This window comes from Pseudomonas sp. PDM10 (genome assembly GCF_014852295.1).
In the GTDB taxonomy this organism is placed as follows: domain Bacteria; phylum Pseudomonadota; class Gammaproteobacteria; order Pseudomonadales; family Pseudomonadaceae; genus Aquipseudomonas.
Map to the genome: position 1 here is coordinate 52,120 of NZ_JACVBJ010000006.1, position 25,979 is coordinate 78,098.

The window sequence follows — 25,979 nt, forward strand, 5'->3', positions numbered from 1 at the left end:
GCCGGAATCGTGGTCCGGCGTCGGTTTTTGCTTTTTATCGTGTAGTACTTAGTGCACCAGCATGCCGGTGAACCAGTAGGCCTGAGCCAGGGTGATCAAACCGACGATCGTTGCAAAGAACAGGCTGTGCTTGAGGGTGAAACGGAACAGATCCGACTCCTTGCCCACCAGACCTGTCGCGGCGCAGGCGACGGCGATCGATTGTGGCGAGATCATCTTTCCGGTCACGCCACCGCTGGTGTTCGCCGCAACCAGCAATACATCGTTGACGCCGATCTGGTGCGCAGTGGTCGCTTGCAGCGAACTGAACAGTGCGTTGGACGAGGTATCGGAACCGGTCAGGAACACACCCAGCCAGCCGAGGAACGGCGAGAAGAACGGGAATGCTGCGCCGGTGCCTGCCAGAACCAGCGCCATGGTCGAGGACATGCCCGAGTAGTTAGTGACGAAGGCAAAGGCGAGCACCATGCCGATGGACAGAATCGGCCAGCGCAGCTCGTAGAAGGTCTCTTTCAAAGTGGTAAGACCAGTTTTGACATTGATCTTCAGTATCAGCATCGAGATCAGCGCGGAGAAGAAAATCGCTGTGCCGGTCGCGGAAATCGGGTCGAGTTTGAACACCGCCGGGATAGCGGTCGGGGCGGCCACGATCGGTGCGACCTTGATTACCATTTGGTCCAGGTGCGGGATTGCGAAGTTGAACACCCAGCTGTACATCGACCCGCCAGCGGCAAACATCGCCTTGAAGGGTTTCAAGGTCCAGATGGTCACCAGCACGGTGAGGATCAGGAACGGTGACCAGGCTTTGAGAATTTCACCGAAGCTGTAGGGCGAAGCCACGGTGCTGCGCGGCAGGCCGAAACCGCCAGCGCTGGCGCTCACCACGGAAGCCGAGACGGCACCGACGATGTGTTGGCCTGCGGCGCGTTTCGGTTGCCAGACTTTCAGGAACAGTGTCAGGGAAATCAGGCTGACCAGGGCCGAGGTGATGTCCGGCAGTTCCGGGCCGATGAAGTTCGACGTGAAATATTGGGTGATGGCAAAGCTCAAGCCGGCCACCAGTGCTGCGGGCCAGGTTTCGCGAACGCCGCGCAGGCCATCCATCATGAACACCAGCCAGAACGGCACAAACAGCGACAGCAGCGGCAGTTGGCGGCCCGTCATGGCGCCGATCTTGAACGCGTCGATACCCGTAACCTGCCCGGCGACAATGATCGGAATCCCCAGGGCGCCGAAGGCAACCGGTGCGGTGTTGGCGATCAGGCACAGACCCGCGGCGTACAACGGGTTGAAGCCCAGTCCTACCAGCAGTGCGGCGGTAATCGCGACCGGCGCACCGAAACCGGCGGCACCTTCCAGGAAGGCGCCGAAGCAGAAGCCGATCAGCAGCACTTGCAGGCGCTGGTCGTCGGTAATCGACAGCACCGAGCTACGGATCACTTCGAACTGACCACTCTTGACCGTCAGTTTGTAGAGGAATACCGCCGCCACGATGATCCAGGCAATCGGCCACAGACCGTAGGCGAAGCCATAGCCGGCGGCGGCGAAGGCCATGTCGACGGGCATCTGGAAGGCGAAGATCGCCACGGCAATGGACAAGGCCAGCGTGATGCTGCCGGCCACGTGTCCTTTGAGTCGGAACACGGCCAATGCCAGGAAGAAAAACACGATGGGGATAACGGCCGCGAGCGCGGACACGCCGAGACTGCCGAGCGGAGAATAGAGCTGTTGCCAGGTTTGCATATGGGGTGGCCCCTAATTGTTGTTGGTCAGGCACTGGTCAGCGTTCTTGGATAATTGGTAATACCAATTTACAATCGCTGTTGGCTAGGGTAAAAGCGTTGTAGGCGGCGTGTCAATTTGCCGCCCTAAAACTTTTGTCGAATGCGCGGTGCAGAAGTCATTTAGTCCGCTCGACCAAATGCCGTCTGGCAGGTGCTGACACAGCCCTGATAGGCCAGAATAGACACCCCGGCGAGCCGTCGGGATCGTGGAGAAATGAGTTATGGGGTTTGATCAGATTCGTCAGCGCCGTTTGTCTGACGATATTGTCGAGCAGCTCGAGGGGATGATTCTCGAGGGCACGCTGAAGGCGGGTGAGCGCTTGCCGGCCGAACGTGCGTTGGCTGAGCAGTTCGGCGTGTCACGCCCCTCGTTGCGCGAAGCGATTCAGAAACTGGCGGCCAAAGGCTTGCTGGTCAGTCGCCAGGGCGGGGGCAATTATGTGGTGGAGTCGCTGGGGTCAACCTTCAGTGATCCGCTGCTGCATCTGCTGGAAAGCAACCCTGAAGCGCAGCGCGATCTGCTGGAATTTCGTCACACCCTGGAAGCCTCCTGTGCCTATTACGCAGCCATGCGTGCTACGGACGTTGATCGCGAGCGATTGACCGCGGCCTTCAACGAATTGCAGGACTGCTATACGCGTCACGACGAGGTAAGTCGGGCGGAAGAGGGCGCGGCGGATGCGAAATTCCACCTGGCCATTGCTGAAGCCAGTCACAACGCGGTGTTGCTGCACACCATTCGCGGGTTGTTCGATCTGCTCAAGCGTAACGTGGTGACCAACATCGGCGGGATGTACAAGCAGCGTACGGAAACCCGCGACATGCTGATCACCCAGCACCGGGAGTTGTACCTGGCGATTATTGAAGGAAGGGCCGAGCAGGCGCGGGAAGTCTCCAGTCGACACATTTTGTATGTGCAGGAAGTGCTGGAAGAAGTGCGTCAGGAAGTGCAGCGCATGGCCCGGGCGGAGCGGCGCAAGGGGATGTAGTCAGTAAGTACTGTGGTGATTGTGCGATCTCCTTCGCGAGCAAGCCCGCTCCCACATTAGATCGATGTCAGGCATCAATTTATGTCCAGACAAGGTCCAGTGTGGGAGCGGGCTTGCTCGCGAAGGCGGCTTCGGGCAGAAGGAAAATTAATCTTCCTTGCCCTTGTTGCGCACCGCGCGCTGCAACTCGCGACCGGCGTCGCGTTCGCGTTCGGTATCACGCTTGTCGTATTCCTTCTTGCCTTTACCCAGAGCGATCTCGCACTTGACCATGTGCTTGCTCCAGTACCAGGACAGGCACACACAGGCGTAACCTTTTTGCTGCACGGCCGTGGCCAGCTTTTCCAGCTCGCGGCGGTTGAGCAGCAACTTTCGGGTGCGGGTCGGATCAGCGATGACGTGGGTGCTGGCGGTCATCAGCGGCGTAATGTGGCTGCCGAGCAGCCAGGCTTCGCCATCCTTGAGCAAGACGTAACTGTCAACCAGTTGCAGCTTGCTTGCCCGCAGACTTTTTACTTCCCAGCCGGCCAGGACCAGACCAGCCTCGAACTTATGCTCGATGAAGTAATCGTGTCGCGCCTTTTTATTTTGCGCGATGGTCCCTGTTGGGTGTTTCTTCTGTTTAGCCATAGGGGCGGCATTATAGGGAGTTGCAAGCGAGTCGGCTACGGTATCGCTACGTGCTTGAGCAGGTTGATTGAATCCCGGACAATGCGGCCTCTTTTTTGAACGCTTGGGCGTGATAACGATGTCGACAGACAAGGTTTCTGTCCACGGCAGTTGGGCTAGCCGCTGGGTCTTCATACTCGCCGCGACCGGTTCGGCCGTGGGCCTGGGTAGTATCTGGAAATTCCCGTACATGGTCGGTGTCTACGGCGGTGGCGCCTTCGTGCTGATGTTCCTGGCCTGTATCGCGCTGATCGGTGTGCCGGTCATGCTGGCCGAAACCTTGATCGGCCGTCGTGCACGTCAAAGCCCGGCCAACGCCTTGAAGGTTTTGGCGCTGGAAGCCGGGCACTCGGGTAAATGGTCCTGGGGCGCATTCGCCGGGATGATCACGGCGTTGCTGATCCTGTCTTTCTATAGTGTGGTGGGCGGCTGGTCGCTGGATTACATCATCGATATGGGCCGTGGCGACTTCCAGGGTGCAACGCCCGACCAGGTTGGCGCTTACTTCGGCAATGTGATCGCTGATCCGTGGCGCCTGACACTTTGGCACACGATTTTCATGCTGCTGTCGGCCGTGGTGATCGCCAAAGGCGTGGTCGCGGGGCTGGAACGCAGCTTGCGAATCATGATGCCGCTGCTGTTTGTCATGGTGATTGTTCTGCTGGGTTACAGCATGACGACCGGGCATTTCATGGAAGGCGTGCATTTCATGTTCGACTTCCACCCTGAAAAAGTACTCGACGGCTTGCTGCCAGCCATGGGGCACGCGTTCTTTTCGCTGAGCGTGGGTGTCGGTTCAATCATGATCTACGGCGCTTATATGCCAAAGAATTCGTCGATTTCCGGCACCATCGTTGGCGTGGCACTGCTCGATACCTTCGTTTCCCTGGTGGCCGGTCTGGCGTTGTTTCCGATTGTGTTCGCTGGCGGCCTGAACCCAAGCGAAGGTCCTGGCTTGATGTTCGTCAGCCTGCCCTTTGCGTTTGGTAACGTAGCGTTCGGCCAGTTGATGGGCGTAGTGTTCTTCGTGCTCGTAGCGATTGCAGCCTGGAGTTCGGCGATTTCCCTGCTTGAGCCGATGGTGGCTTACCTGGTTGAACGCACGAAAGTCAGCCGCGCCTGGGTGACTTTTTGGCTGGCCTTCATTTGCTGGTTTGTCGGTCTGGGCACGGTGTTTTCCTTCAATATCTGGAAGGAAGCCAAATTTTTCGTGAACGAAGGCGGGATGTTCCACCTCTATCAATGGGGCGCGGCCGGTGGCCTGGACTTCTTTGGTGTGATCGATTTCTTCACCTCGCGGATCATGTTGCCACTCGGTGGTTTGTGTTTCGTGGTGTTTGCAGGCTGGGTGATGGGCCGTGAAGCGGTACGCGACGAATTGTCGATCCGCAACCCTGCGTTGTTCGCCCTGTCCTTGTTCTTGATGCGCTATGTGGCGCCCATCGGCATTCTCGTAGTATTTGCCGCCCAGCTGTGGAAGTGACGCTGACATGACGACACACATTCAACGTTCGGCCCTGCTGCCGTATCCGGCGCAAGCGCTGTATGACCTGGTCAACGACGTGGCGCGTTACCCGGAATTTCTGCCGTGGTGCTCAACGGCGGAAGTCCTGGAGAGTTCTCCTGAGCATATGCGCGCTAGCGTCGGCGTGGCCAAAGGTGGCCTCAGCCAGCATTTCGTGACGCGCAACACACTGGTGCCCGGGCATTCGATCGAGATGAACCTCGAGGAAGGCCCGTTCAATCAATTGCATGGCGTCTGGGTGTTCAAGCCGTTGGGCGAGAAAGCCTGCAAGATCAGCCTGGACCTGTCGTTTGATTACGCCGGACCGATTGTCCGCGCGACCCTGGGGCCGTTGTTCAATCAGGCGGCCAATACGCTGGTGGATGCCTTCTGCCAGCGCGCCAAGCAGATGCATGGTTGAGGCCATGATCGACGTTGAGGTGGTGTATGCCGCCATAGATCGTCAGGTGCTTCTCTCGGTGATGGTTCCAGCAGGAGCAACCGTACGGGCGGCTTTGCTGGCATCAGGCATTGGCGAGGCGTTTTCGGAGCTGGATCTGGCCAGTTGCCCGGTGGGGATCTTCGGTAAAGTGATCGCTGATCCGGACAAGTATCCTGTCCAGTCTGGAGATCGCATTGAGATATACCGGCCATTGCTGGCTGATCCGAAAGAAGTTCGTCGGTTGCGCGCAGCCAAGGCTGCTGAGGCCAAAAACCGGAGTCAGTGACTCGCTCAAATGCTGGACAATAAAAAACCCGGACATACCGGGTTTTTTATTGCGTCGCAAATTATTGCGGCGAGGTTTCCAAAGGTTCTGGAGTCGGGACTGGAACGGTTTCTACACCGTCGACATCCTTCTGGATCTGGTCCAGCAACGAACCTGGCTTGACCGGTTTTTCTGGTTTCGGCTTCTCGGCGTTTTCTGCTGGCGCAGCAACTGTAGTGCCGCTGTCCTTGCCGAGAATGGCTTCGTCGCGGCTCACGCCTGGCATGAAATCACCAGAGAGGCTGACAAGCTGGTCATTTGGGTTGAAGATAACGCTAATGCGTTCCTGTTGGCGTTCGCCGCCACCCGGTTGCAGGCTGTACAGATAATCCCAGCGATCGGCATGGAACGTGTCGGTCAACAGAGGGTTGCCCATGATAAACCGTACTTGCTTGCGGGTCATTCCCGGGCGTAACTGGTCTATCATGTCCTGCGTGACGACATTGCCCTGCTGGATGTCGATTTTGTAAACCCCGGGGAATGAACAACCGGCGAGTGCGAGCAGTCCCACAAAGGTGAAACTGGTTAGCAAGAGCTTGGTGTTTTGCATCGGTGGGCGACTTCCACTATCTTGGCTGGGACAACGTAAACGCCGATCATACCCGCATTAAGAGAAGCTGCGAAGCAGCATCGCGAGAAAGCTGACCATGGTTGAAAATAGCGAACTACGCAAAGCCGGCCTCAAAGTGACCCTTCCACGGGTCAAGATTCTGCAAATGCTCGATTCCGCCGAGCAACGCCACATGAGTGCCGAGGACGTCTACAAGGCGCTGATGGAGGCTGGTGAGGACGTCGGTCTGGCCACGGTTTACCGTGTTCTGACCCAGTTCGAGGCAGCTGGCCTTGTGGTGCGGCACAACTTCGACGGAGGCCATGCGGTCTTCGAGCTGGACGACGGCAAGCATCACGACCATATGGTCAACGTCGAGACCAGTGAAGTGATCGAATTCTTCGACGAAGAAATCGAGCGACTGCAGAAGGCAATCGTCGACAAGTATGGCTTCGAGATGGTTGATCACAATCTTGTGCTGTACGTGCGCAAGAAAAAGTAAGCATGTCGCGCGAATTTAAGGTTCGCGAAACGAGCGAAGGCGACCCCAGGGTCGCCTTCGTGCTTTCTGCCGTTCTTAAATTTTGGCGGTGACGACCATTTTCCTGGCGTGAGCCAGAGATTCCTTTGTAAGGTCGATGCCTCCCAGCATTCGCGCCACTTCTTCGACACGATCGTTCTTGCTCAACTTGGCGACGGCTGTGTGAGTGGCATCTTCGCCGCGCACTTTGTGTACGAATAGATGTTGATGTCCCTGGGCAGCTACTTGTGGCAAGTGAGTGACTGTCAATACCTGCCCGCGCTCCCCAAGTCGCCGCAGCAATTGGCCCACGATTTCGGCGGTCGGACCACCGATACCCACGTCCACTTCGTCGAACACCAGGGTTGGTACGCGGGAGGTCTGCGCGGTGATCACTTGAATCGCCAGGCTGATCCGTGACAATTCGCCGCCGGATGCCACTTTTGCCAGCGCTTTCAAAGGTTGGCCCGGGTTAGCACTCACCAGCAGCTCTACCTGCTCAAGGCCATTGGGTAGCAGTTCATCACTACTGTTGGGGCGCAGCTCGATAGTGAAGCGCCCACCAGGCATGCCCAGTCGCTGGATTTCATGCTCCACGGCGCTGGCCAGGCTGTTCGAGGCCTGATGGCGCAAATCGCTGAGCTCGCGAGCCTTTTCCTGATAGTGACGGGCATAAGAGGCCAGTTCATCGCTCAATCGCTCGATGGATTCGTCGTTGGCATTCAGGGTTTCGATTTCATCCAGCAAGCGCTGCTGCATCTCGGCCACTTCGGTGGGCTGGATGCGGTGTTTGCGCGCCATGGTATAGATCGCATCAAGGCGTTCTTCCAGGTATTGAAGACGCGCCGGATCGGCATCGAAGTTATCAAGGAAGCGGTTCAGTTCTCCCACGGCTTCTTCGACCTGGATCTGTGCACTGGTCAGCAGGCTGCTGGCTTCGCCCAGGGCTCCAATCGAATTGTTGACGCTCGAAAGGCGATTGAGGCTGGCGGTGAGGGCGTTCAGCACATTCCCGGAATCACTTTCGCTGCATTGTTCGACCACTTGCCGGCAAATGCCCAGCAGGGTTTCGGCGTTGGTCAGGTTCTTGTGTTCTTGTTCCAGCTGCTCCAGCTCACTTTCGCCGAGGCCGAGGTTTTCCAGCTCTTCGAGTTGATAACTGAGCAATTGATGGCGAGCGCGCTGCTCATCGCCGGAATTGGAAAGGCGTTCCAGCTCCTGGCGGGTCTGGCGCCAGCGTTGGGCGGCCAGGTGTACCTGGCGGGCAAGGTCTGTTGCACCCGCGTACTCGTCGAGCAGACGGCGATGCGTGTCGGTCTTGAGCAGGGATTGATGTTCATGCTGGCTGTGGATATCGATCAGCAGTTCACCCAGAGCCTTGAGGTCGCCGAGGGGGCAGGGCGTGCCGTTGATGTAGCCACGTGAGCGCCCTTCGGCGGTGATCACCCGGCGCAGAATGCACGGGCCGTCGCTCTCCAGGTCACGCTCGGCCAGCCAGGCACTGGCTTCCGGGATATCGACCAAATCGAAGGTTGCCAGGATATCGGCCTTGTCGGCACCGGGACGGACCACGCCGCTGTCGGCGCGATCGCCCAGGGTCAGGCCGAGGGCGTCGAGCATGATCGACTTGCCGGCGCCGGTTTCCCCGGTGATCACGCTCATTCCGCGATCGAGTTCGAGATCGAGATGTTCAACGATGGCGTAGTTATGTACGGACAGGTGCACCAGCATAAAGGCCGCTCCCAGGCTTTAGGTCTGGTTATTTATACAGTGTTTTGTTTCTGGCTGACAATGCCCTCCCTTAGCTCGATTTGCTTGATCCGACGAAATCCTTAGTGCACCAGGGAATGACAATGCAGCTGTTTTTTGTAGGGTTAATAAATAAGCGCCCCTTGAAGCTGAATTTTGCGGCCCCATATAGCTGGGCAGAAGCGCGAGTTGAGCTCGCGGACGATATTGAAAGGAGAAATCTATGGCTGACGAACAGACAGTGGATACGCAAAATCTAGACGCCGATCAGGCTGCCCAGGTCTCGGGTGATGAACTGGCGGCTCGTGTTCAAGTGCTCGAAGAGCAATTGGCTGGCGCTCATGATCAGGCTTTGCGTGTAGCGGCTGATCTGCAGAACGTCCGCCGTCGCGCCGAGCAGGATGTAGAAAAGGCTCACAAGTTCGCCCTGGAGAAATTCGCCGGTGACTTGTTGCCGATCATCGACAGCCTGGAGCGCGGTCTGGAGTTGTCCAGCCCGGACGATGAAAGCATTCGTCCAATGCGCGAAGGCATCGAGCTGACCCTGAAAATGTTCCAGGACACCCTGAAGCGTTATCACCTGGAAGCGATCGATCCGCATGGCGAACCATTCAACGCCGTTCAGCATCAGGCAATGGCCATGCAGGAAAGCGCCGACGTCGAGCCGAACAGCGTGCTCAAGGTGTTCCAGAAGGGCTATCAGCTCAACGGTCGCCTGCTGCGCCCGGCCATGGTCGTGGTCAGCAAGGCGCCGGCACCGGTTTCGCCTTCGATTGACGAGCAGGCTTGAAATTAGCCGCAAGGCCCCCATTTAGAAGTCAAGCGTTTAAGTGCTACCGCAGATAGCCACCACTGCTGCGGCAACCAAATCCAAAGTTTCGGGAGAGTGAACATGGGCAAAATTATCGGTATCGACCTGGGGACTACCAACTCCTGCGTCTCCGTGCTTGAAAACGGCGTAGCCAAAGTTATTGAAAACGCTGAAGGCACGCGTACCACGCCGTCGATCATCGCTTACGCCAACGATGGCGAAATCCTCGTTGGTCAATCGGCCAAGCGTCAGGCTGTGACCAATCCGCACAACACCCTGTATGCGGTGAAGCGTCTGATCGGTCGTAAGTTCGACGAAGAAGTCGTACAGAAAGACATCAAGATGGTCCCGTACAAAATCGCCAAGGCTGATAACGGCGATGCGTGGGTTGAAGTGAACGGCCAGAAAATGTCGCCGCCACAAATCTCGGCTGAAATTCTGAAGAAAATGAAGAAGACCGCCGAAGACTACCTCGGCGAGCCAGTGACCGAAGCGGTGATCACTGTTCCGGCCTACTTCAACGACAGCCAGCGTCAAGCCACCAAAGACGCCGGCCGCATTGCGGGCCTGGACGTAAAACGTATCATCAACGAACCAACCGCAGCCGCTCTGGCTTACGGTATGGACAAGGCGAAGGGCGATCACACCGTGATCGTTTACGACTTGGGCGGCGGTACTTTCGACGTTTCCGTGATCGAAATCGCTGAAGTCGATGGCGAGCACCAGTTCGAAGTTCTGGCCACCAACGGTGACACGTTCCTGGGCGGTGAAGACTTTGACATTCGTCTGATCGACTACCTCGTTGACGAATTCAAGAAAGAAAGCGGCATGAACCTTAAGGGTGATCCGCTGGCCATGCAGCGCCTGAAAGAAGCCGCTGAAAAAGCCAAGATCGAACTGTCTTCGAGCAATTCGACCGACGTGAACCTGCCGTACATCACTGCAGACGCCACTGGTCCTAAGCACTTGAACGTGAAAATCTCCCGCGCCAAGCTCGAAGCGCTGGTAGAAGACCTGGTTCAGCGCACCATCGAACCTTGCCGCATCGCTCTGAAAGACTCTGGCATCGACATTGGCGCCATCAACGACGTGATCCTGGTCGGCGGTCAGACCCGTATGCCACTGGTTCAGAAGCTGGTGACCGAGTTCTTCGGTAAAGAAGCGCGTAAAGATGTGAACCCGGACGAAGCCGTTGCCATGGGTGCTGCTATCCAGGGCGCAGTATTGGCCGGTGACGTGAAAGACGTTCTGCTGCTGGACGTTAGCCCGCTGACCCTGGGTATCGAAACCATGGGCGGCGTGATGACCGCGCTGATCGAGAAAAACACCACGATTCCTACCAAGAAATCGCAAGTGTTCTCGACTGCCGACGACAACCAGGGCGCTGTGACCATTCACGTGTTGCAAGGTGAGCGTAAGCAAGCCGCTCAGAACAAGTCTTTGGGCAAGTTCGACCTGGCCGAGATTCCACCAGCTCCACGTGGCGTGCCACAAATTGAAGTGACCTTCGACATCGACGCCAACGGCATTCTGCACGTAGGCGCCAAAGACAAGGCTACCGGCAAGACTCAGTCGATCGTGATCAAGGCCAACTCCGGTCTGTCCGAGGAAGAGATTCAGCAGATGATTCGCGATGCTGAAGCCAACGTCGACGCAGATCGCCAGTTCGAAGAGCTGGCAACCGCTCGCAACCAGGGCGATGCGCTGGTTCACTCGACTCGCAAAATGGTCGCAGACGCTGGCGATAAAGTGACTGCTGAAGAGAAGACTGCAATCGAAGCTGCTGTTGTTGCGCTGGAAGCCGCTGTCAAAGGCGACGACAAGGCCGCGATCGAAGCCAAGGTTGAAGAGCTGTCGAAAGTCTCCGCTCCAGTAGCGCAGAAGATGTACGCCGAGCAGGCTCAACCTGCTGAAGGTGCTGCACCGCAAGGCGAATCGGCTGAGAAGGCTGACGACGTCGTCGACGCTGAGTTCGAAGAAGTCAAAGACCACAAGTAAGTTGTTGGTCGGCCGGTTGACTGCCTTTAGGCGGTGACTGGTAGGATGTCGCCGCGCGGGGGCTTGCTCCCGCGTTGGCGTGTCTGGAGTTAGCGAATTTTTACAGCGTGCGACAAAGGCGGAGTGAGTGGCTTGTTCGTTAGGGCAAGTTCGGATGCCTGGGCGCCATAGCCAAGGCGCTGCGACGACTCATAGCTCGCTATGGGGAGGAGCGGCAACGCAGGGTTTGGTGTTCAGGCGCCGGAATTGCCTAACGAACAAGCCATTCAGTCCGCCCCCGTGTTGGCGGTATGGCCGGGAATGCTCCTGCTTTTCGAGCCGAAAGTACCGCATTGAATCAAAGACCAGGATCGTTGAATTGACGTGAGTTGGGTCCGGGCCTGTATTGGGGCTCAACGAGTTTGGCAAGGCTCAGGAGAGGTTTGCCGAACGTCCTTAAGAGTGCAAAGACTTATGGCAAAGCGTGACTATTACGAAGTGTTGGGTGTTGAGCGTGGCTCAAGCGAAGCAGACCTGAAAAAGGCCTACCGCCGCCTGGCGATGAAGCACCATCCAGACCGTAATCCCGATGACAAAGCGTCGGAAGATATGTTCAAGGAGGCCAACGAGGCCTACGAAGTCCTGTCCGATTCCAGCAAGCGCGCGGCGTACGACCAGTACGGTCATGCCGGTGTCGACCCAAGCATGGGTGGCGGCGGTGCCGGGTTTGGCGGTCAGAACTTCTCCGACATCTTTGGTGATGTCTTCAGTGACTTCTTCGGCGGCGGTCGCGGCGGTTCTCGTGGCGGCGCTCAGCGTGGCAGCGACCTGCGTTACACCCTGGAACTGAATCTGGAAGAAGCGGTGCGCGGTACAACCGTGAATATCCGTGTTCCGACATTGGTCAACTGCAAACCGTGCGACGGTTCGGGTGCTAAGAAAGGCTCCTCGCCGATCACTTGCCCGACGTGTGGCGGTATCGGTCAAGTCCGTATGCAGCAGGGCTTTTTCTCGGTGCAGCAGACATGCCCGCGCTGCCATGGCCAGGGCAAGATCATTTCCGATCCTTGCGACTCGTGCGACGGTCAGGGTCGTGTCGAAGAGTACAAAACCCTCTCGGTGAAAGTGCCGGCGGGCGTTGATACCGGTGATCGAATTCGTCTGTCCGGCGAAGGCGAGGCGGGGGCTCAGGGTGGTCCGACTGGCGACCTTTACGTGGTGATCAACGTGCGTGAGCACGCGATCTTCCAGCGCGACGGCAAGCACCTGTTCTGCGAAGTGCCAATCAGCTTTGTCGATGCTGCGCTGGGTGGTGAGCTGGAGATTCCGACCCTTGATGGTCGAGTCAAACTGAAAATCCCTGAAGGCACTCAGACCGGCAAGCAGTTCCGTGTTCGCGGCAAGGGCGTTGCGCCAGTGCGCGGCGGCGGTGCTGGTGACTTGATGTGTCGTGTGGCGGTCGAAACCCCGGTCAACCTGGGTCGTCGTCAGCGCGAATTGCTGGAAGAGTTCCGCAGTTCGCTGGCGGACGACAACAGCCATTCGCCTAAAACCACGGGTTGGTTCGAAGGCGTGAAGCGCTTCTTCGGCGATTTGTAAGGAGTCGGCATGCGACGTATAGCTGTGATGGGCGCTGCCGGGCGCATGGGCAAGATTCTGGTCGAGGCGGTGCAGCAACGCGCGCCGCTGACCGGGCTGACGGCAGCCATCGTACGCCCTGGCAGTACGCTGATTGGCGTGGACGCTGGTGAGCTGGCCTCGCTGGGACGTATCGGCGTTCCACTGTCCGGCAATCTGGACGCGGTGGCTGATGAGTTCGACGTGCTGATCGACTTCACGCTCCCGGAAGTCATGCTGAAAAACCTGGCGTTCTGCCGTAAGGCGGGCAAGGCCATGGTGATCGGCACGACAGGGCTGGACGCCGCGCAGAAGCAGCTGCTGGCCGAGGCCGGCAAGGATATTCCGATCGTGTTCGCCGCCAATTTCAGTGTCGGTGTAAACCTGTCGCTGAAGCTGCTCGACATGGCTGCTCGTGTGCTGGGTGATGACGCGGATATCGAGATCATCGAGGCTCATCATCGGCACAAGATCGATGCGCCTTCAGGTACGGCTCTGCGTATGGGTGAAGTCATCGCAAGCGCCCTGGATCGTGATCTGCAGAAGGTCGCGGTGTATGGTCGCGAAGGTCATACCGGTGTTCGCGAGCGTGAAACGATCGGCTTTGCCACTGTTCGCGGTGGTGATGTGGTTGGCGATCATACGGTGCTGTTCGCCTGCGAGGGTGAGCGGCTGGAGATCACGCATAAAGCGTCCAGTCGCATGACCTTCGCCAAAGGCGCGGTACGTGCTGCGTTGTGGCTGGACGGTCGTGAGCCGGGTCTTTACGACATGCAAGACGTACTCGATCTGCGTTAAGATGCGCCCGAAATCGGGTTCAAATCGTGAGTTTGAGCCCGGTTTTACTTCGCCAAGCGACGTCCTGTCGCATTCCCCGGCCTTTTAGGCTCATTGGCGGTAGACCAAAAATGCCTTTTTCTGTAAGCTACAGCTTTAGTGTGTCCACTAAAAGCGCGCAGAATTATTCGGTGAAGAAGCGGGGTGACGTGTCCATACGTCACTCCGCTTTTTTACAACCTGCGATCGCCCTTTCAGGCTTTATTTACGGGAGGTCTTCTTGACTAAGCCAGCCATACTCGCCCTTGCTGATGGCAGCATTTTTCGCGGCGAAGCCATTGGAGCCGACGGCCAAACCGTTGGTGAGGTGGTGTTCAACACCGCCATGACCGGCTATCAGGAAATCCTTACCGATCCTTCCTACGCCCAACAGATTGTTACCCTGACTTACCCGCACATCGGCAACACCGGCACCACGCCGGAAGACGCCGAGTCCAACCAAGTCTGGTCCGCTGGCCTGGTCATTCGTGACCTGCCGCTGGTTGCGAGCAACTGGCGTAACACGATGTCTCTGTCCGACTACCTGAAAGCCAACAACGTTGTGGCAATCGCCGGTATCGACACTCGCCGCCTGACGCGCATCCTGCGTGAAAAAGGCGCGCAGAACGGCTGCATCATGGCCGGTGACAACATTTCCGAAGAAGCCGCCATCGCCGCCGCCCAGGGTTTCCCTGGCCTCAAAGGCATGGACCTGGCGAAAGTCGTCAGCACCAAAGAGAAGTACGAGTGGCGCTCGACTGTCTGGGATTTGAAAACCGACAGCCACGCGACTATCGAAGCCTCCGAGCTGCCGTACCACGTGGTTGCCTACGACTACGGCGTCAAGCTGAACATCCTGCGCATGCTGGTCGAGCGCGGTTGCCGCGTGACCGTAGTGCCTGCACAGACACCAGCAGCTGAAGCGCTGGCATTGAAGCCGGACGGCGTGTTCCTGTCCAACGGCCCTGGTGATCCGGAGCCTTGCGACTACGCGATCCAGGCGATCAAAGATGTGCTGGAAACCGACATTCCGGTGTTCGGTATCTGCCTCGGTCACCAACTGCTGGCCCTGGCCTCCGGCGCCAAGACCCTGAAAATGGGTCACGGTCACCACGGTGCCAACCACCCGGTCCAGGATCTGGATACCGGTGTGGTGATGATCACCAGCCAGAACCACGGTTTTGCGGTAGACGAAGCAACCTTGCCAGCCAACGTCCGGGCGATTCACAAATCACTGTTCGACGGCACCCTGCAAGGTATCGAGCTTACCGACAAGAGCGCCTTCAGCTTCCAGGGTCACCCTGAAGCCAGCCCTGGCCCGAACGACGTAGCACCACTGTTTGATCGCTTCATCAATGAAATGGCCAAGCGACGCTAATCGCTCGCCGTGATGTAGCAAAGCTTGAGGGCGGTCCCGACGCCGGTGGCCCCCTCAAGACTTCAAAGATTGAACAAGACGGCTTGCCGACTGACCTGCGGATTTGAGTGACAAACCCATGCCAAAACGTACAGACATTAAAAGCATCCTGATTCTCGGCGCTGGCCCGATCGTGATCGGCCAGGCCTGCGAATTCGACTACTCCGGCGCCCAGGCCTGTAAAGCCCTGCGCGAGGAGGGTTACCGCGTCATCCTGGTGAACTCCAACCCAGCGACCATCATGACCGACCCGGACATGGCCGACGCCACCTACATCGAACCGATCAAGTGGCAGACCGTTGCCAAGATCATCGAGAAAGAACGTCCGGACGCGCTGCTGCCAACCATGGGCGGCCAGACCGCTCTGAACTGCGCGCTGGACCTGGAGCGCGAAGGCGTTCTGGAGAAGTTCGGCGTAGAGATGATCGGCGCCAACGCTGACACCATCGACAAGGCTGAAGACCGTTCGCGCTTCGACAAGGCGATGAAATCCATCGGCCTGGACTGCCCGCGTTCGGGTATCGCCCACAGCATGGAAGAGGCCAACGCGGTCCTCGAAAAGCTCGGCTTCCCGTGCATCATCCGTCCGTCCTTCACCATGGGCGGCACCGGTGGCGGTATCGCTTACAACCGTGAAGAGTTCGAAGAAATCTGCGCCCGCGGCCTCGACCTGTCGCCGACCAAAGAGCTGCTGATCGATGAATCCCTGATCGGCTGGAAAGAATATGAGATGGAGGTTGTCCGCGATAAGAAGGACAACTGCATCATCGTCTGCTCGATCGAAAACTTTGACCCGATGGGCGTGCACACCGGTGACTCGATCACCGTTGCTCCGGCACAAACCCTGACGGACAAGGAATACCAGATCATGCGTAACGCCTCGTTGGCGGTACTGCGTGAGATCGGCGTGGAAACCGGCGGCTCCAACGTTCAGTTCGGCATCTGCCCGGACACCGGCCGTATGGTCGTGATCGAGATGAACCCGCGTGTATCCCGCTCTTCGGCACTGGCCTCGAAAGCCACAGGTTTCCCGATTGCGCGTATCGCCGCCAAGCTGGCGATCGGCTACACCCTGGACGAGCTGCAGAACGAAATCACCGGCGGCGCTACTCCTGCATCCTTCGAGCCGTCCATCGACTACGTCGTCACCAAGCTGCCACGCTTCGCCTTCGAGAAATTCCCGAAAGCCGACGCACGCCTGACCACTCAAATGAAGTCGGTCGGTGAAGTCATGGCCATCGGCCGGACGTTCCAGGAATCCCTGCAGAAAGCCCTGCGCGGTCTTGAAGTGGGCGTTTGCGGTCTGGACGAGAAGCTCGACCTGAGCAACCCGGAAAGCATGAGCGTGCTCAAGCGCGAACTGACCGTGCCGGGTGCCGAGCGTATCTGGTACGTGGCTGACGCCTTCCGCGCCGGCCTGTCGGTCGAAGACATCTTCGGCATGAACATGATCGATCCGTGGTTCCTGGTGCAGATCGAAGATCTGATCAAGGAAGAAGAGAAGGTCAAGACCCTGGGTCTGGCCAGCATCGACCGCGACTTGATGTTCCGCCTCAAGCGCAAAGGCTTCTCCGACATGCGTCTGGCCAAGCTGCTGGGCGTGACGGAGAAGGCTCTGCGTCGCCACCGTCACAAGCTGGAGATCTTCCCGGTCTACAAGCGCGTTGACACCTGCGCAGCCGAGTTCGCCACCGATACCGCCTACATGTACTCGACTTACGAGGAAGAGTGCGAAGCCGCGCCATCGGGCCGCGACAAGATCATGATCCTCGGCGGCGGTCCAAACCGTATCGGCCAGGGCATCGAGTTCGACTACTGCTGCGTACACGCGGCGCTGGCCCTGCGCGAAGACGGTTACGAGACCATCATGGTCAACTGCAACCCGGAAACCGTTTCCACCGACTACGACACCTCCGATCGCCTGTACTTCGAGCCAGTGACCCTGGAAGACGTGCTGGAAATCTGCCGCGTCGAGAAGCCGAAAGGCGTGATCGTCCAGTACGGCGGCCAAACCCCGCTGAAACTGGCGCGTGCCCTGGAAGAAGCTGGCGTGCCGATCATCGGCACCAGCCCTGACGCAATTGACCGTGCCGAAGACCGTGAGCGCTTCCAGCAAATGGTTGAGCGCCTGAACCTGCGTCAGCCGCCAAACGCCACCGTGCGCAGCGAAGACGAAGCGATTCGTGCCGCCACCAAGATCGGTTACCCGCTGGTGGTGCGTCCGTCCTACGTATTGGGCGGCCGTGCGATGGAAATCGTCTACGAAGAAGAAGAGCTCAAGCGCTACCTGCGCGATGCGGTGAAAGTGTCCAACGACAGCCCGGTGCTGCTCGACCACTTCCTCAACTGCGCCATCGAAATGGACGTGGATGCGGTCTGCGACGGCACCGACGTGGTGATCGGCGCGATCATGCAGCACATCGAGCAGGCTGGCGTTCACTCCGGTGACTCCGCATGCTCCCTGCCGCCATACTCGCTGCCTGCACACATCCAGGACGAGATGCGCGAACAGGTCAAGAAAATGGCCCTGGAACTTGGGGTTGTCGGCCTGATGAACGTTCAGTTGGCGCTGCAAGGCGAAGACATCTACGTCATCGAAGTCAACCCGCGCGCTTCCCGTACCGTACCGTTCGTGTCCAAGTGCATCGGTGTTTCCCTGGCAATGATCGCGGCTCGCGTGATGGCCGGTAAGACCCTGAAGGAAATCGGCTTCACCAAAGAAATCATTCCGAACTTCTACAGTGTGAAAGAGGCAGTGTTCCCATTCGCCAAATTCCCTGGCGTGGACCCGATCCTGGGCCCAGAGATGAAGTCCACCGGTGAAGTGATGGGCGTGGGCGACACCTTTGGCGAAGCATTCGCCAAGGCCCAGATGGGCGCCAGCGAAGTGCTGCCGACCGGCGGTACTGCGTTCATCAGCGTGCGTGACGACGACAAGCCACTGGTTGCAGGCGTGGCCCGTGATCTGATCAACTTGGGTTTCGAAGTGGTCGCCACTGCCGGTACTGCCAAGCTGATCGAAGCCGCAGGCCTGAAAGTACGTCGTGTGAACAAGGTGACCGAAGGTCGTCCGCACGTGGTCGACATGATCAAGAACGACGAAGTCACTCTGATCATCAACACCACCGAAGGCCGTCAGTCGATCGCTGACTCCTATTCCATTCGTCGTAATGCCTTGCAGCACAAGATTTACTGCACCACAACTATTGCTGCTGGCGAAGCTATCTGCGAAGCGCTGAAGTTCGGTCCCGAGAAGACCGTACGCCGCTTGCAGGATCTACACGCAGGATTGAAGGCATGATCAAGTACCCAATGACCGTCAAGGGCGCGAAGGCCCTGGAAGAAGAACACACTCACCTGACCAAGGTCGTCCGCCCGAAGCTCAGCCAGGACATCGGCACGGCCCGCGAGTTGGGTGACCTGAAGGAAAACGCCGAATACCACGCTGCTCGTGAGCAGCAAGGTATGGTTGAGGCGCGGATTCGTGACATTGAAGGCCGGATTCAGAATCAGGTCATCATTGATGTCACGACCATTCCTCACACCGGTAAAGTGATTTTCGGTACCACCGTTGAAATCGCCAATGTCGAGACTGACGAGCGCGTCACTTACCACATCGTGGGTGAGGATGAGGCTGACTTCAAACTCGGCAAGATTTCGGTCGGCTCGCCACTGGCCCGCGCCTTGATAGCCAAGGAAGAGGGTGATGTGGTTGCCGTGAAAACGCCTGGCGGCGTTATCGAGTACGAGATTGTCGAAGTACGCCACATCTAAACGAAGGCGCCCGCTACGTGCGGGTGCCATGCTTTGGCAGCTGACTCAGATGTTGTGGGTCGGCGGCCTGTGGCTGTTGCACATTGGTCTGCTGCCGGTGCTGGGCCGAATTGGTTTGGCGCCGCTGCTGATCGACGAAATTGCAGGCATGCTTGATGCGCTGATGGTGGGGTTCGCCGCAGCGTGTGTGATTTTTCAGGCTTTGGTGCTGGTTCAGGCCGAGGGCCTTGCCAGTCTATGGCGCGATATTCGCGGGCAACTGCTGATGATGGCGCTGTATGCGTGTGCGATGTATGTCGCGGTGCGTATCGGCTGGCCAGATGCCGTGCGTTGGCAGGTGTTCAGCTATCTTGTTCTGGGGTTTTCCGGGCTGGTGCTGGTGTTGCAACCGGTGCCTGGGTGGAGTGGCAGGGTGCGCGAAGCACACCCTTGACCCTTGTCATCACTTGAAGCGATGAACGTTCGACAGCTGCTTGTTGACGCTGAAGTTCTTGCGGTAAATCAGTGCCATCTTGCCGATGACCTGAACCAGGTCCGCTTTGCCGACCTTGCACAGTTCTGCAATGTTCGCCAGGCGCGACTCGCGATCGAGGATGTTGAGCTTGATTTTAATCAGCTCGTGATCCGCCAAAGCGCGTTCAAGTTCGGCTAACACACCTTCAGTCAAACCGTTGTCAGCCACAGTCAAAACTGGTTTCAGATGGTGGCCAATGGATTTGTACTGTTTCTTCTGCTCTTGAGTGAGCGGCATAATCTGACCCCTGCGTCTGATCTTGTAAAAAGCGGCGGCCAGTTTACCCGAGCGAGTACGGGACCGCCCAGTTAATCACGACCCGTTTTATTTTCGAGGTGGCCCGTGGCCCGTTCCAAGACAAGCCTTAAGTGGCTGCAAAGACATGTTAATGATCCCTATGTGAAGCAGGCGCAGAAGGATGGTTACCGCTCGCGTGCGAGTTACAAGCTTCTGGAGATCCAGGAGAAATACAAACTGATCCGTCCAGGTATGAGCGTTGTCGACCTGGGAGCGGCGCCCGGCGGCTGGTCGCAGGTCACCAGTCGGCTGATCGGTGGTCAGGGGCGCCTGATCGCCTCGGACATCCTGGAAATGGACAGCATTCCGGACGTGACTTTCATCCAGGGTGACTTCACCCAGGACGAAGTGCTCGCTCAGATCCTTGAAGCCGTGGGTAATTCGCAGGTGGACCTTGTGATTTCCGATATGGCCCCCAATATGAGTGGTACGCCTGAGGTGGACATGCCAAAAGCCATGTTTCTATGTGAGCTGGCTCTTGATCTGGCGGGCCGGATACTCAAGCCGGGTGGTAATTTCGTGATCAAGGTGTTTCAGGGCGAAGGGTTTGATGCTTACGTGAAGGATGCTCGTCAGAAATTCGACAAGGTCCAGATGATCAAGCCGGACTCTTCCCGTGGCAGTTCCCGCGAGCAATACATGCTGGCTTGGGGCTACCGCGGCCGTAGTGAGTAAATCGGGGTTTTTTTGCGGGTCGATAGGATTTTCGTATTTCGCCCCGTGAGCATTAGCGAATATTGTGTAGAAAGTGTTTCACAAAGGGTTACAGACGGCGCCTGCCAGAGTCGTAGGTAATGTAGTAAGTTAGGCCGGTGAATATCATGCGAAGCGCGCGCCATTAGCGGAGCTTGCTTCAGAGGGTAGTTAATTGAACGATATGGCAAAGAATCTGATCCTGTGGTTGATCATCGCGGCTGTCCTGGTGACAGTGATGAACAACTTCTCCAGCCCTAATGAGCCGCAGACCCTCAACTATTCCGACTTCATCCAGCAGGTCAAGGATGGCAAGGTCGAGCGCGTAGCAGTTGACGGCTACGTGATTACCGGCAAACGCAACGATGGCGACAGCTTCAAGACCATTCGTCCGGCAATCCAGGACAACGGTCTGATCGGCGACCTCGTGGACAACCATGTCGTAGTCGAAGGCAAGCAGCCTGAACAGCAAAGCATCTGGACTCAGCTCCTGGTCGCAAGCTTCCCGATCCTGGTGATCATCGCCGTATTCATGTTCTTCATGCGGCAGATGCAGGGCGGCGGCGGTGGAAAGGGCGGTCCAATGAGCTTCGGCAAGAGCAAGGCGCGCCTGCTCTCCGAAGATCAGGTGAAAACCACCTTGGGTGACGTTGCCGGTTGCGACGAAGCCAAGGAAGAGGTTGGTGAGTTGGTCGAGTTCCTGCGTGATCCGGGCAAATTCCAGCGTCTGGGCGGTCGCATTCCTCGCGGCGTGCTGATGGTGGGTCCTCCGGGTACCGGTAAAACCTTGTTGGCCAAGGCTATTGCCGGCGAAGCCAAAGTGCCGTTCTTCACCATTTCCGGTTCTGACTTCGTCGAAATGTTCGTCGGTGTCGGTGCCAGCCGTGTTCGCGACATGTTTGAACAGGCCAAGAAACACGCTCCATGCATTATCTTCATCGATGAAATCGACGCCGTCGGTCGCCACCGTGGCGCCGGCATGGGTGGCGGTCACGACGAGCGCGAGCAGACACTCAACCAGTTGCTGGTAGAGATGGACGGCTTTGAAATGAATGACGGCATTATCGTCATCGCTGCAACCAACCGTCCGGACGTACTGGACCCTGCGTTGCTGCGTCCGGGCCGTTTCGACCGTCAGGTTGTCGTCGGTCTGCCGGATATCCGTGGTCGCGAACAGATTCTCAAGGTCCACATGCGAAAAGTGCCAATGGGTGACGATGTCGCTCCGGCTGTAATCGCTCGTGGTACCCCTGGTTTCTCCGGTGCTGACCTGGCTAACCTGGTGAACGAAGCGTCGTTGTTCGCGGCCCGTGCCGGCAAGCGCATCGTCGAAATGAAAGAGTTCGAATTGGCCAAAGACAAGATCATGATGGGCGCCGAGCGCAAATCCATGGTCATGTCCGAGAAAGAGAAGCAGAACACCGCTTATCACGAAGCAGGTCACGCAATTGTTGGTCGTGTCGTGCCTGAGCATGATCCGGTCTACAAGGTGTCTATCATTCCTCGCGGTCGTGCGCTGGGTGTGACCATGTTCCTGCCGGAAGAAGATCGCTACAGCCTGTCCAAGCGTGCGTTGATCAGCCAGATCTGCTCGTTGTACGGCGGCCGTATTGCTGAAGAGATGACCCTGGGCTTCGATGGTGTGACCACCGGTGCGTCCAACGACATCATGCGTGCCAGCCAGATTGCACGGAACATGGTAACCAAGTGGGGCTTGTCGGAAAAACTCGGTCCGTTGATGTACGCAGAAGAAGAGGGTGAAGTGTTCCTCGGTCGCGGCGGTGGCGGTCAGGGTGCAAGCTTCTCCGGTGAGACAGCCAAGTTGATCGACTCCGAAGTGCGCAGCATCATTGATCAGTGCTACGGCACAGCCAAGCAGATCCTCACCGATAACCGTGACAAGCTCGACGCCATGGCTGATGCCTTGATGAAGTACGAAACGATCGACGCTGATCAGATCGACGACATCATGGCGGGTCGTACGCCTCGTGAACCTCGCGACTGGTCGGGCGGCACCGGTACCTCCGGAACGCCTCCGGTGGCACAGGATCCGCGTCCGGAAACACCGATCGGCGGTCCGGCTGCTGACGTTTAAGGTTTGAAATGACTTCTGTTCAGTCCTCGACCCGGTTGCCTTGCGGCAATCGGGTTCTTGATTTAGCCCTGACGCACGTCATGGGTATTCTCAATGTCACTCCCGATTCCTTCTCTGATGGCGGCCAATATAGCCAGCTCGATGCGGCTTTGCGCCACGCTGAGGCTATGGTGGCGGCTGGCGCGACGTTGATTGATGTCGGTGGCGAATCGACCCGGCCGGGTGCCAGGGTGGTTTCACCGCTGGAAGAGCTTGAGCGCGTAGCTCCGGTCGTCGAGCGAATTCACCGAGAGCTGGATGTCATTATCTCGGTCGACACTTCCACGCCAGCTGTGATGCGCGAAGCCGCACGACTTGGCGCTGGGTTGATCAATGACGTGCGCTCGCTGCGGCGCGATGGCGCTCTGGATGCGGCCGCAGCCACTGGCCTGCCAGTCTGTCTGATGCATATGCTCGGTGAGCCGGGCGACATGCAGGACAATCCGCAGTATCAGGACGTCACGAAAGAGGTGGGCGAGTTCCTCGCTGAGCGCATGGCGCAGTGTGCGTCGGTAGGAATTACAGCGGATCGGGTCATCCTTGATCCGGGCTTTGGCTTCGCAAAAACCTTGCAGCACAATCTAAGCTTGTTCAAGCATATGGAAGCCTTGCATGCCTTGGGGCGGCCCCTGTTGGTCGGGGTTTCGCGAAAGAGCATGATAGGTCAGGCGTTGAATCGCCCGGTCGGAGAGCGCCTGTATGGCGGTCTGGCGCTCGCAGCACTGGCTTCGGCCAAGGGGGCGCGTATATTGCGCGTCCATGATGTGGCCGAAACCGTCGATGTGGTGCGAATGATCGCCGCAGTGGAATCAGCCGAATAAGAATGATGGAGTACTTATGACTAAGAAATACTTTGGCACCGACGGCATTCGTGGTCGGGTCGGCGAATATCCGATTACTCCTGACTTCATGCTCAAACTCGGCTGGGCTGCTGGTATGGCGTTCCGCAAAATGGGCGCCTGCAAGGTATTGGTGGGCAAGGATACTCGGATCTCTGGCTATATGTTCGAATCTGCGCTCGAGGCCGGACTTACTTCGGCTGGTGCCGATGTCATGCTTCTGGGGCCGATGCCGACACCGGCCATTGCCTACCTGACGCGTACCTTCCAGGCCGAAGCGGGCATCGTGATCAGTGCCTCGCACAACCCTCACGATGACAATGGCATCAAGTTTTTCTCCGGGAAGGGCACCAAGCTTCCTGATGAAGTCGAACATATGATCGAAGAGTTGCTCGACACCCCGATGACCGTGGTTGAGTCGAGCAAGATCGGCAAGGTATCGCGCATCAACGATGCTTCAGGCCGTTATATCGAATTCTGCAAAAGCAGCGTCCCGACCGGCACCAGCTTCGCGGGCATGAAGATCGTGATCGACTGCGCCCATGGCGCGACCTACAAGGTTGCGCCTAGTGTATTCCGTGAACTGGGGGCCGATGTCGTTGTACTTTCTGCTCATCCTAACGGCCTGAACATCAATGAAAATTGCGGTTCGACCCATATGGAACCGCTGCAAGCTGCCGTATTGGCCGAGCATGCTGATTTGGGTATCGCCTTTGACGGTGATGGTGATCGGGTTCAGATGGTCGATCATACCGGTGCTGTCGTCGATGGTGATGAGTTGCTGTTTATCATTGCTCGCGACCTGCATGTGCAAGGCAAGTTGCAGGGGGGGGTGGTCGGTACGCTGATGAGTAACCTGGGGTTGGAACTCGCCCTGGCGGATCTGGCAATTCCTTTTGTGCGGGCCAATGTTGGCGATCGGTATGTAATCTCCGAGTTGCTTGAGCGCGACTGGCTGGTGGGTGGTGAAAATTCGGGCCACATTGTCTGCTTTAACCACACCACTACCGGTGACGCGATCATTGCCGCATTGCAGGTATTGATGGCGTTGAAGGCCCGCTCCGAGGGGCTGGCGCAATCGCGTCAGGCGCTGCGCAAGTGTCCTCAGGTGCTGATCAATGTGCGATTCGGTGGCGGCGCGAGCCCCCTCGATCATCCGGCAGTCAAAGAGGCCAGCGAGCGCGTGACCCAGGCCATGGCTGGTCGTGGGCGCGTGTTGTTGCGCAAGTCCGGGACGGAGCCGCTGGTGCGGGTCATGGTCGAAGGTGAGGACGAAACACAGGTTCGCGGCTACGCCGAAGAGCTGGCAAAACTGGTTACTGAAGTTTCTGCCTGATTTCGGCTTGCCAGCCATGATTGTGTTGGGTAACATCTGCGCCCACTTTGACCGACGAGGTACAGCATGCGTCGCCCTATGGTAGCTGGTAACTGGAAGATGCACGGTACCCGCGCCAGCGTCGCTGAGCTGATCAATGGCCTTCGTCATCTGGCCTTGCCGAGCGATGTTGATGTAGCGGTATTCCCGCCTTGCTTGCATATCAATCAAGTGATTGATGGCCTGGAAGGAAAGTCGATTTCGGTCGGCGCGCAGAATTCTGCGGTGGAATCCATGCAAGGTGCATTGACCGGTGAGATTTCGCCGAGTCAGTTGGTGGATGCAGGTTGTTCCCTGGTGCTTGTCGGGCACTCCGAGCGCCGCCAGATAATGGGCGAGCAGGACGGAATGCTGATTCGCAAGTTCGCAGCGGCACAGGCATGTGGCTTGATTCCGGTGTTGTGCGTAGGGGAAACCCTTGAAGAGCGCGAAGCTGGAAAAACTCTTGAGGTTGTCGGGCGTCAGCTAGGCAGTATCATTGAGGAGCTCGGTGTTGGTGCTTTTGCAAAGGCAGTAATCGCTTACGAGCCGGTCTGGGCCATTGGTACCGGGCTGACTGCTTCGCCGCAACAGGCGCAGGATGTGCACGCAGCCATTCGCGCTCAGTTGGCGGCAGAGAATTCTGAGGTCGCACAAGGTGTGCGGCTTCTATACGGCGGCAGCGTGAAGGCGGCCAATGCGGTCGAACTGTTCGGCATGCCGGATATCGATGGGGGGCTCATTGGTGGGGCTTCCCTGAATGCAGATGAGTTCGGTGCGATTTGTCGCGCCGCGGGAAACTGAAAAAATGCTGGAAACAGTCGTAGTCGTTTTTCATCTGCTGGGTGCATTGGGCGTAGTTGCTCTGGTATTGCTGCAGCAGGGTAAAGGTGCGGATGCTGGCGCGTCTTTCGGAGCAGGTGCTTCAAATACTGTGTTCGGAAGCCAAGGTTCCTCTACCTTTCTTAGTAAGTTTACTGCTATACTTGCCGCCGGTTTCTTCATAACCAGCTTGGGGTTAGGTTACTTTGCTAAAGAGAAGGCTCATCAGCTGACTCAAGTAGGTTTGCCAAACCCGGCAGTGTTGGAAGTTCCAAAGCAACAGCCGGCTTCTGATGATGTACCGGTGCTTCAAGAGCAAAAGTCGGCTACTCCAGCGACTGACGTGCCTCCAGCTCAAGAGCAAAAGTAAGAAGGGTTTCAA

General features: G+C 57.7%; 24 protein-coding genes. 19 read left to right on the forward strand and 5 right to left on the reverse strand.

Translation table 11 applies throughout. The annotated features are described in order from the left end of the window. Positions 1-48: 48 nt before the first annotated feature. Entirely contained in the window at positions 49-1,743 is a 1,695-nt protein-coding gene (locus IB252_RS20690) for a lactate permease LctP family transporter (protein ID WP_192410111.1), read from the reverse strand. A 262-nt stretch (positions 1,744-2,005) separates the two neighbouring features. Between IB252_RS20690 and IB252_RS20695 the strand changes: the two genes are divergently transcribed. Next, on the forward strand, positions 2,006-2,773 hold the full coding sequence (locus tag IB252_RS20695; RefSeq protein ID WP_008149047.1) for a GntR family transcriptional regulator: 768 nt from the start codon (positions 2,006-2,008) through the stop codon (positions 2,771-2,773). Positions 2,774-2,920: 147 nt separating this feature from the next. Here IB252_RS20695 and smpB read toward each other — a convergent pair whose 3' ends face one another. Next, positions 2,921-3,403 carry an SsrA-binding protein SmpB gene (gene smpB / locus IB252_RS20700; RefSeq protein ID WP_008149046.1) on the reverse strand — a complete coding sequence of 161 codons (483 nt, stop codon included), beginning with the start codon at positions 3,401-3,403 and terminating at the stop codon, positions 2,921-2,923. Between the two features lie 118 nt (positions 3,404-3,521). Between smpB and IB252_RS20705 the strand changes: the two genes are divergently transcribed. From IB252_RS20705 to IB252_RS20715, 3 genes are read left to right on the forward strand one after another with little or no spacing between them, the layout of a single operon-like run. Further along, the gene (locus tag IB252_RS20705) at positions 3,522-4,925 is read left to right on the forward strand and encodes a sodium-dependent transporter (protein ID WP_008149045.1); all 1,404 of its coding nucleotides are present in this window, start codon (positions 3,522-3,524) and stop codon (positions 4,923-4,925) included. A gap of 7 nt (positions 4,926-4,932) precedes the next feature. After that, positions 4,933-5,367, forward strand: coding sequence for a type II toxin-antitoxin system RatA family toxin (locus IB252_RS20710; RefSeq protein WP_008149044.1), 435 nt, complete (start codon positions 4,933-4,935; stop codon positions 5,365-5,367). Beyond that, complete coding sequence (locus IB252_RS20715; protein WP_192410112.1) at positions 5,360-5,674, forward strand: RnfH family protein; 315 nt, start codon at positions 5,360-5,362, stop codon at positions 5,672-5,674. Before IB252_RS20710 ends, IB252_RS20715 begins: the two co-directional genes overlap by 8 nt. A 61-nt stretch (positions 5,675-5,735) precedes the next feature. On the opposite strand, the gene IB252_RS20720 is transcribed toward IB252_RS20715, so the two are convergent. Further along, positions 5,736-6,263: an outer membrane protein assembly factor BamE gene (locus IB252_RS20720; RefSeq protein WP_008149042.1), complete on the reverse strand. Its 528-nt coding sequence runs from the start codon at positions 6,261-6,263 to the stop codon at positions 5,736-5,738. 97 nt (positions 6,264-6,360) lie between these two features. Here IB252_RS20720 and fur point away from each other — a divergent pair, with 97 nt between their 5' ends. Further along, a complete protein-coding gene (gene fur / locus IB252_RS20725) occupies positions 6,361-6,765 on the forward strand; it encodes a ferric iron uptake transcriptional regulator (RefSeq protein ID WP_003197684.1) in 405 nt (134 codons plus the stop codon). A 75-nt stretch (positions 6,766-6,840) separates the two neighbouring features. Here the strand turns inward: fur and recN are convergent, their stop codons facing one another. Then, the gene (recN, locus tag IB252_RS20730; protein ID WP_192410113.1) at positions 6,841-8,514 is read right to left on the reverse strand and encodes a DNA repair protein RecN; all 1,674 of its coding nucleotides are present in this window, start codon (positions 8,512-8,514) and stop codon (positions 6,841-6,843) included. A gap of 241 nt (positions 8,515-8,755) precedes the next feature. Here recN and grpE point away from each other — a divergent pair, with 241 nt between their 5' ends. From grpE to IB252_RS20770, 8 genes are all read left to right on the forward strand, one after another. After that, complete coding sequence (grpE, locus tag IB252_RS20735) at positions 8,756-9,322, forward strand: nucleotide exchange factor GrpE (protein WP_111450471.1); 567 nt, start codon at positions 8,756-8,758, stop codon at positions 9,320-9,322. 102 nt (positions 9,323-9,424) lie between these two features. Continuing rightward, positions 9,425-11,341 carry a molecular chaperone DnaK gene (dnaK, locus tag IB252_RS20740; RefSeq protein WP_008149038.1) on the forward strand — a complete coding sequence of 639 codons (1,917 nt, stop codon included), beginning with the start codon at positions 9,425-9,427 and terminating at the stop codon, positions 11,339-11,341. Between the two features lie 453 nt (positions 11,342-11,794). Then, entirely contained in the window at positions 11,795-12,919 is a 1,125-nt protein-coding gene (gene dnaJ / locus IB252_RS20745) for a molecular chaperone DnaJ (protein ID WP_008149037.1), read from the forward strand. Positions 12,920-12,928: 9 nt separating this feature from the next. Next, positions 12,929-13,735, forward strand: coding sequence for a 4-hydroxy-tetrahydrodipicolinate reductase (dapB, locus tag IB252_RS20750; protein WP_192410114.1), 807 nt, complete (start codon positions 12,929-12,931; stop codon positions 13,733-13,735). A 259-nt stretch (positions 13,736-13,994) separates the two neighbouring features. Further along, positions 13,995-15,131, forward strand: a complete 1,137-nt coding sequence (gene carA / locus IB252_RS20755) for a glutamine-hydrolyzing carbamoyl-phosphate synthase small subunit (protein WP_123365215.1) — start codon at positions 13,995-13,997, stop codon at positions 15,129-15,131. 118 nt (positions 15,132-15,249) lie between these two features. Next, entirely contained in the window at positions 15,250-18,471 is a 3,222-nt protein-coding gene (gene carB, locus IB252_RS20760; RefSeq protein WP_192410115.1) for a carbamoyl-phosphate synthase large subunit, read from the forward strand. Then, on the forward strand, positions 18,468-18,944 hold the full coding sequence (gene greA, locus IB252_RS20765; protein ID WP_007933522.1) for a transcription elongation factor GreA: 477 nt from the start codon (positions 18,468-18,470) through the stop codon (positions 18,942-18,944). Before carB ends, greA begins: the two co-directional genes overlap by 4 nt. Positions 18,945-18,972: 28 nt before the next feature. Continuing rightward, positions 18,973-19,377: an MFS transporter gene (locus tag IB252_RS20770; protein ID WP_192410116.1), complete on the forward strand. Its 405-nt coding sequence runs from the start codon at positions 18,973-18,975 to the stop codon at positions 19,375-19,377. A 9-nt stretch (positions 19,378-19,386) separates the two neighbouring features. Here IB252_RS20770 and IB252_RS20775 read toward each other — a convergent pair whose 3' ends face one another. After that, entirely contained in the window at positions 19,387-19,695 is a 309-nt protein-coding gene (locus IB252_RS20775; RefSeq protein WP_008005472.1) for a YhbY family RNA-binding protein, read from the reverse strand. A gap of 105 nt (positions 19,696-19,800) precedes the next feature. Here IB252_RS20775 and rlmE point away from each other — a divergent pair, with 105 nt between their 5' ends. The 6 genes from rlmE to secG all read left to right on the forward strand — a co-directional run bounded on the left by rlmE (position 19,801) and on the right by secG (position 25,967). After that, positions 19,801-20,430: a 23S rRNA (uridine(2552)-2'-O)-methyltransferase RlmE gene (gene rlmE / locus IB252_RS20780; RefSeq protein WP_111450466.1), complete on the forward strand. Its 630-nt coding sequence runs from the start codon at positions 19,801-19,803 to the stop codon at positions 20,428-20,430. Between the two features lie 202 nt (positions 20,431-20,632). Then, the gene (ftsH, locus tag IB252_RS20785) at positions 20,633-22,543 is read left to right on the forward strand and encodes an ATP-dependent zinc metalloprotease FtsH (protein WP_111450465.1); all 1,911 of its coding nucleotides are present in this window, start codon (positions 20,633-20,635) and stop codon (positions 22,541-22,543) included. A gap of 8 nt (positions 22,544-22,551) precedes the next feature. Then, positions 22,552-23,403, forward strand: a complete 852-nt coding sequence (folP, locus tag IB252_RS20790) for a dihydropteroate synthase (RefSeq protein ID WP_192410117.1) — start codon at positions 22,552-22,554, stop codon at positions 23,401-23,403. Positions 23,404-23,419: 16 nt separating this feature from the next. Continuing rightward, complete coding sequence (glmM, locus tag IB252_RS20795; RefSeq protein ID WP_111450463.1) at positions 23,420-24,757, forward strand: phosphoglucosamine mutase; 1,338 nt, start codon at positions 23,420-23,422, stop codon at positions 24,755-24,757. A 66-nt stretch (positions 24,758-24,823) separates the two neighbouring features. Then, complete coding sequence (gene tpiA / locus IB252_RS20800; RefSeq protein ID WP_192410118.1) at positions 24,824-25,579, forward strand: triose-phosphate isomerase; 756 nt, start codon at positions 24,824-24,826, stop codon at positions 25,577-25,579. 4 nt (positions 25,580-25,583) lie between these two features. After that, positions 25,584-25,967, forward strand: a complete 384-nt coding sequence (secG, locus tag IB252_RS20805) for a preprotein translocase subunit SecG (RefSeq protein WP_017336473.1) — start codon at positions 25,584-25,586, stop codon at positions 25,965-25,967. Positions 25,968-25,979: the final 12 nt, after the last annotated feature.

What these genes read in the sequence shown, in the direction of transcription:
- IB252_RS20690 (WP_192410111.1), bottom strand. Translation starts at nt 1,743, where the DNA reads ATGCAAACCTGGCAACAGCTCTATTCTCCGCTCGGCAGTCTCGGCGTG.
- IB252_RS20695 (WP_008149047.1), top strand. Translation starts at nt 2,006, where the DNA reads ATGGGGTTTGATCAGATTCGTCAGCGCCGTTTGTCTGACGATATTGTC.
- smpB (WP_008149046.1), bottom strand. Translation starts at nt 3,403, where the DNA reads ATGGCTAAACAGAAGAAACACCCAACAGGGACCATCGCGCAAAATAAA.
- IB252_RS20705 (WP_008149045.1), top strand. Translation starts at nt 3,522, where the DNA reads ATGTCGACAGACAAGGTTTCTGTCCACGGCAGTTGGGCTAGCCGCTGG.
- IB252_RS20710 (WP_008149044.1), top strand. Translation starts at nt 4,933, where the DNA reads ATGACGACACACATTCAACGTTCGGCCCTGCTGCCGTATCCGGCGCAA.
- IB252_RS20715 (WP_192410112.1), top strand. Translation starts at nt 5,360, where the DNA reads ATGGTTGAGGCCATGATCGACGTTGAGGTGGTGTATGCCGCCATAGAT.
- IB252_RS20720 (WP_008149042.1), bottom strand. Translation starts at nt 6,263, where the DNA reads ATGCAAAACACCAAGCTCTTGCTAACCAGTTTCACCTTTGTGGGACTG.
- fur (WP_003197684.1), top strand. Translation starts at nt 6,361, where the DNA reads ATGGTTGAAAATAGCGAACTACGCAAAGCCGGCCTCAAAGTGACCCTT.
- recN (WP_192410113.1), bottom strand. Translation starts at nt 8,514, where the DNA reads ATGCTGGTGCACCTGTCCGTACATAACTACGCCATCGTTGAACATCTC.
- grpE (WP_111450471.1), top strand. Translation starts at nt 8,756, where the DNA reads ATGGCTGACGAACAGACAGTGGATACGCAAAATCTAGACGCCGATCAG.
- dnaK (WP_008149038.1), top strand. Translation starts at nt 9,425, where the DNA reads ATGGGCAAAATTATCGGTATCGACCTGGGGACTACCAACTCCTGCGTC.
- dnaJ (WP_008149037.1), top strand. Translation starts at nt 11,795, where the DNA reads ATGGCAAAGCGTGACTATTACGAAGTGTTGGGTGTTGAGCGTGGCTCA.
- dapB (WP_192410114.1), top strand. Translation starts at nt 12,929, where the DNA reads ATGCGACGTATAGCTGTGATGGGCGCTGCCGGGCGCATGGGCAAGATT.
- carB (WP_192410115.1), top strand. Translation starts at nt 15,250, where the DNA reads ATGCCAAAACGTACAGACATTAAAAGCATCCTGATTCTCGGCGCTGGC.
- greA (WP_007933522.1), top strand. Translation starts at nt 18,468, where the DNA reads ATGATCAAGTACCCAATGACCGTCAAGGGCGCGAAGGCCCTGGAAGAA.
- IB252_RS20770 (WP_192410116.1), top strand. Translation starts at nt 18,973, where the DNA reads ATGCTTTGGCAGCTGACTCAGATGTTGTGGGTCGGCGGCCTGTGGCTG.
- IB252_RS20775 (WP_008005472.1), bottom strand. Translation starts at nt 19,695, where the DNA reads ATGCCGCTCACTCAAGAGCAGAAGAAACAGTACAAATCCATTGGCCAC.
- ftsH (WP_111450465.1), top strand. Translation starts at nt 20,633, where the DNA reads ATGGCAAAGAATCTGATCCTGTGGTTGATCATCGCGGCTGTCCTGGTG.
- folP (WP_192410117.1), top strand. Translation starts at nt 22,552, where the DNA reads ATGACTTCTGTTCAGTCCTCGACCCGGTTGCCTTGCGGCAATCGGGTT.
- glmM (WP_111450463.1), top strand. Translation starts at nt 23,420, where the DNA reads ATGACTAAGAAATACTTTGGCACCGACGGCATTCGTGGTCGGGTCGGC.
- tpiA (WP_192410118.1), top strand. Translation starts at nt 24,824, where the DNA reads ATGCGTCGCCCTATGGTAGCTGGTAACTGGAAGATGCACGGTACCCGC.
- secG (WP_017336473.1), top strand. Translation starts at nt 25,584, where the DNA reads ATGCTGGAAACAGTCGTAGTCGTTTTTCATCTGCTGGGTGCATTGGGC.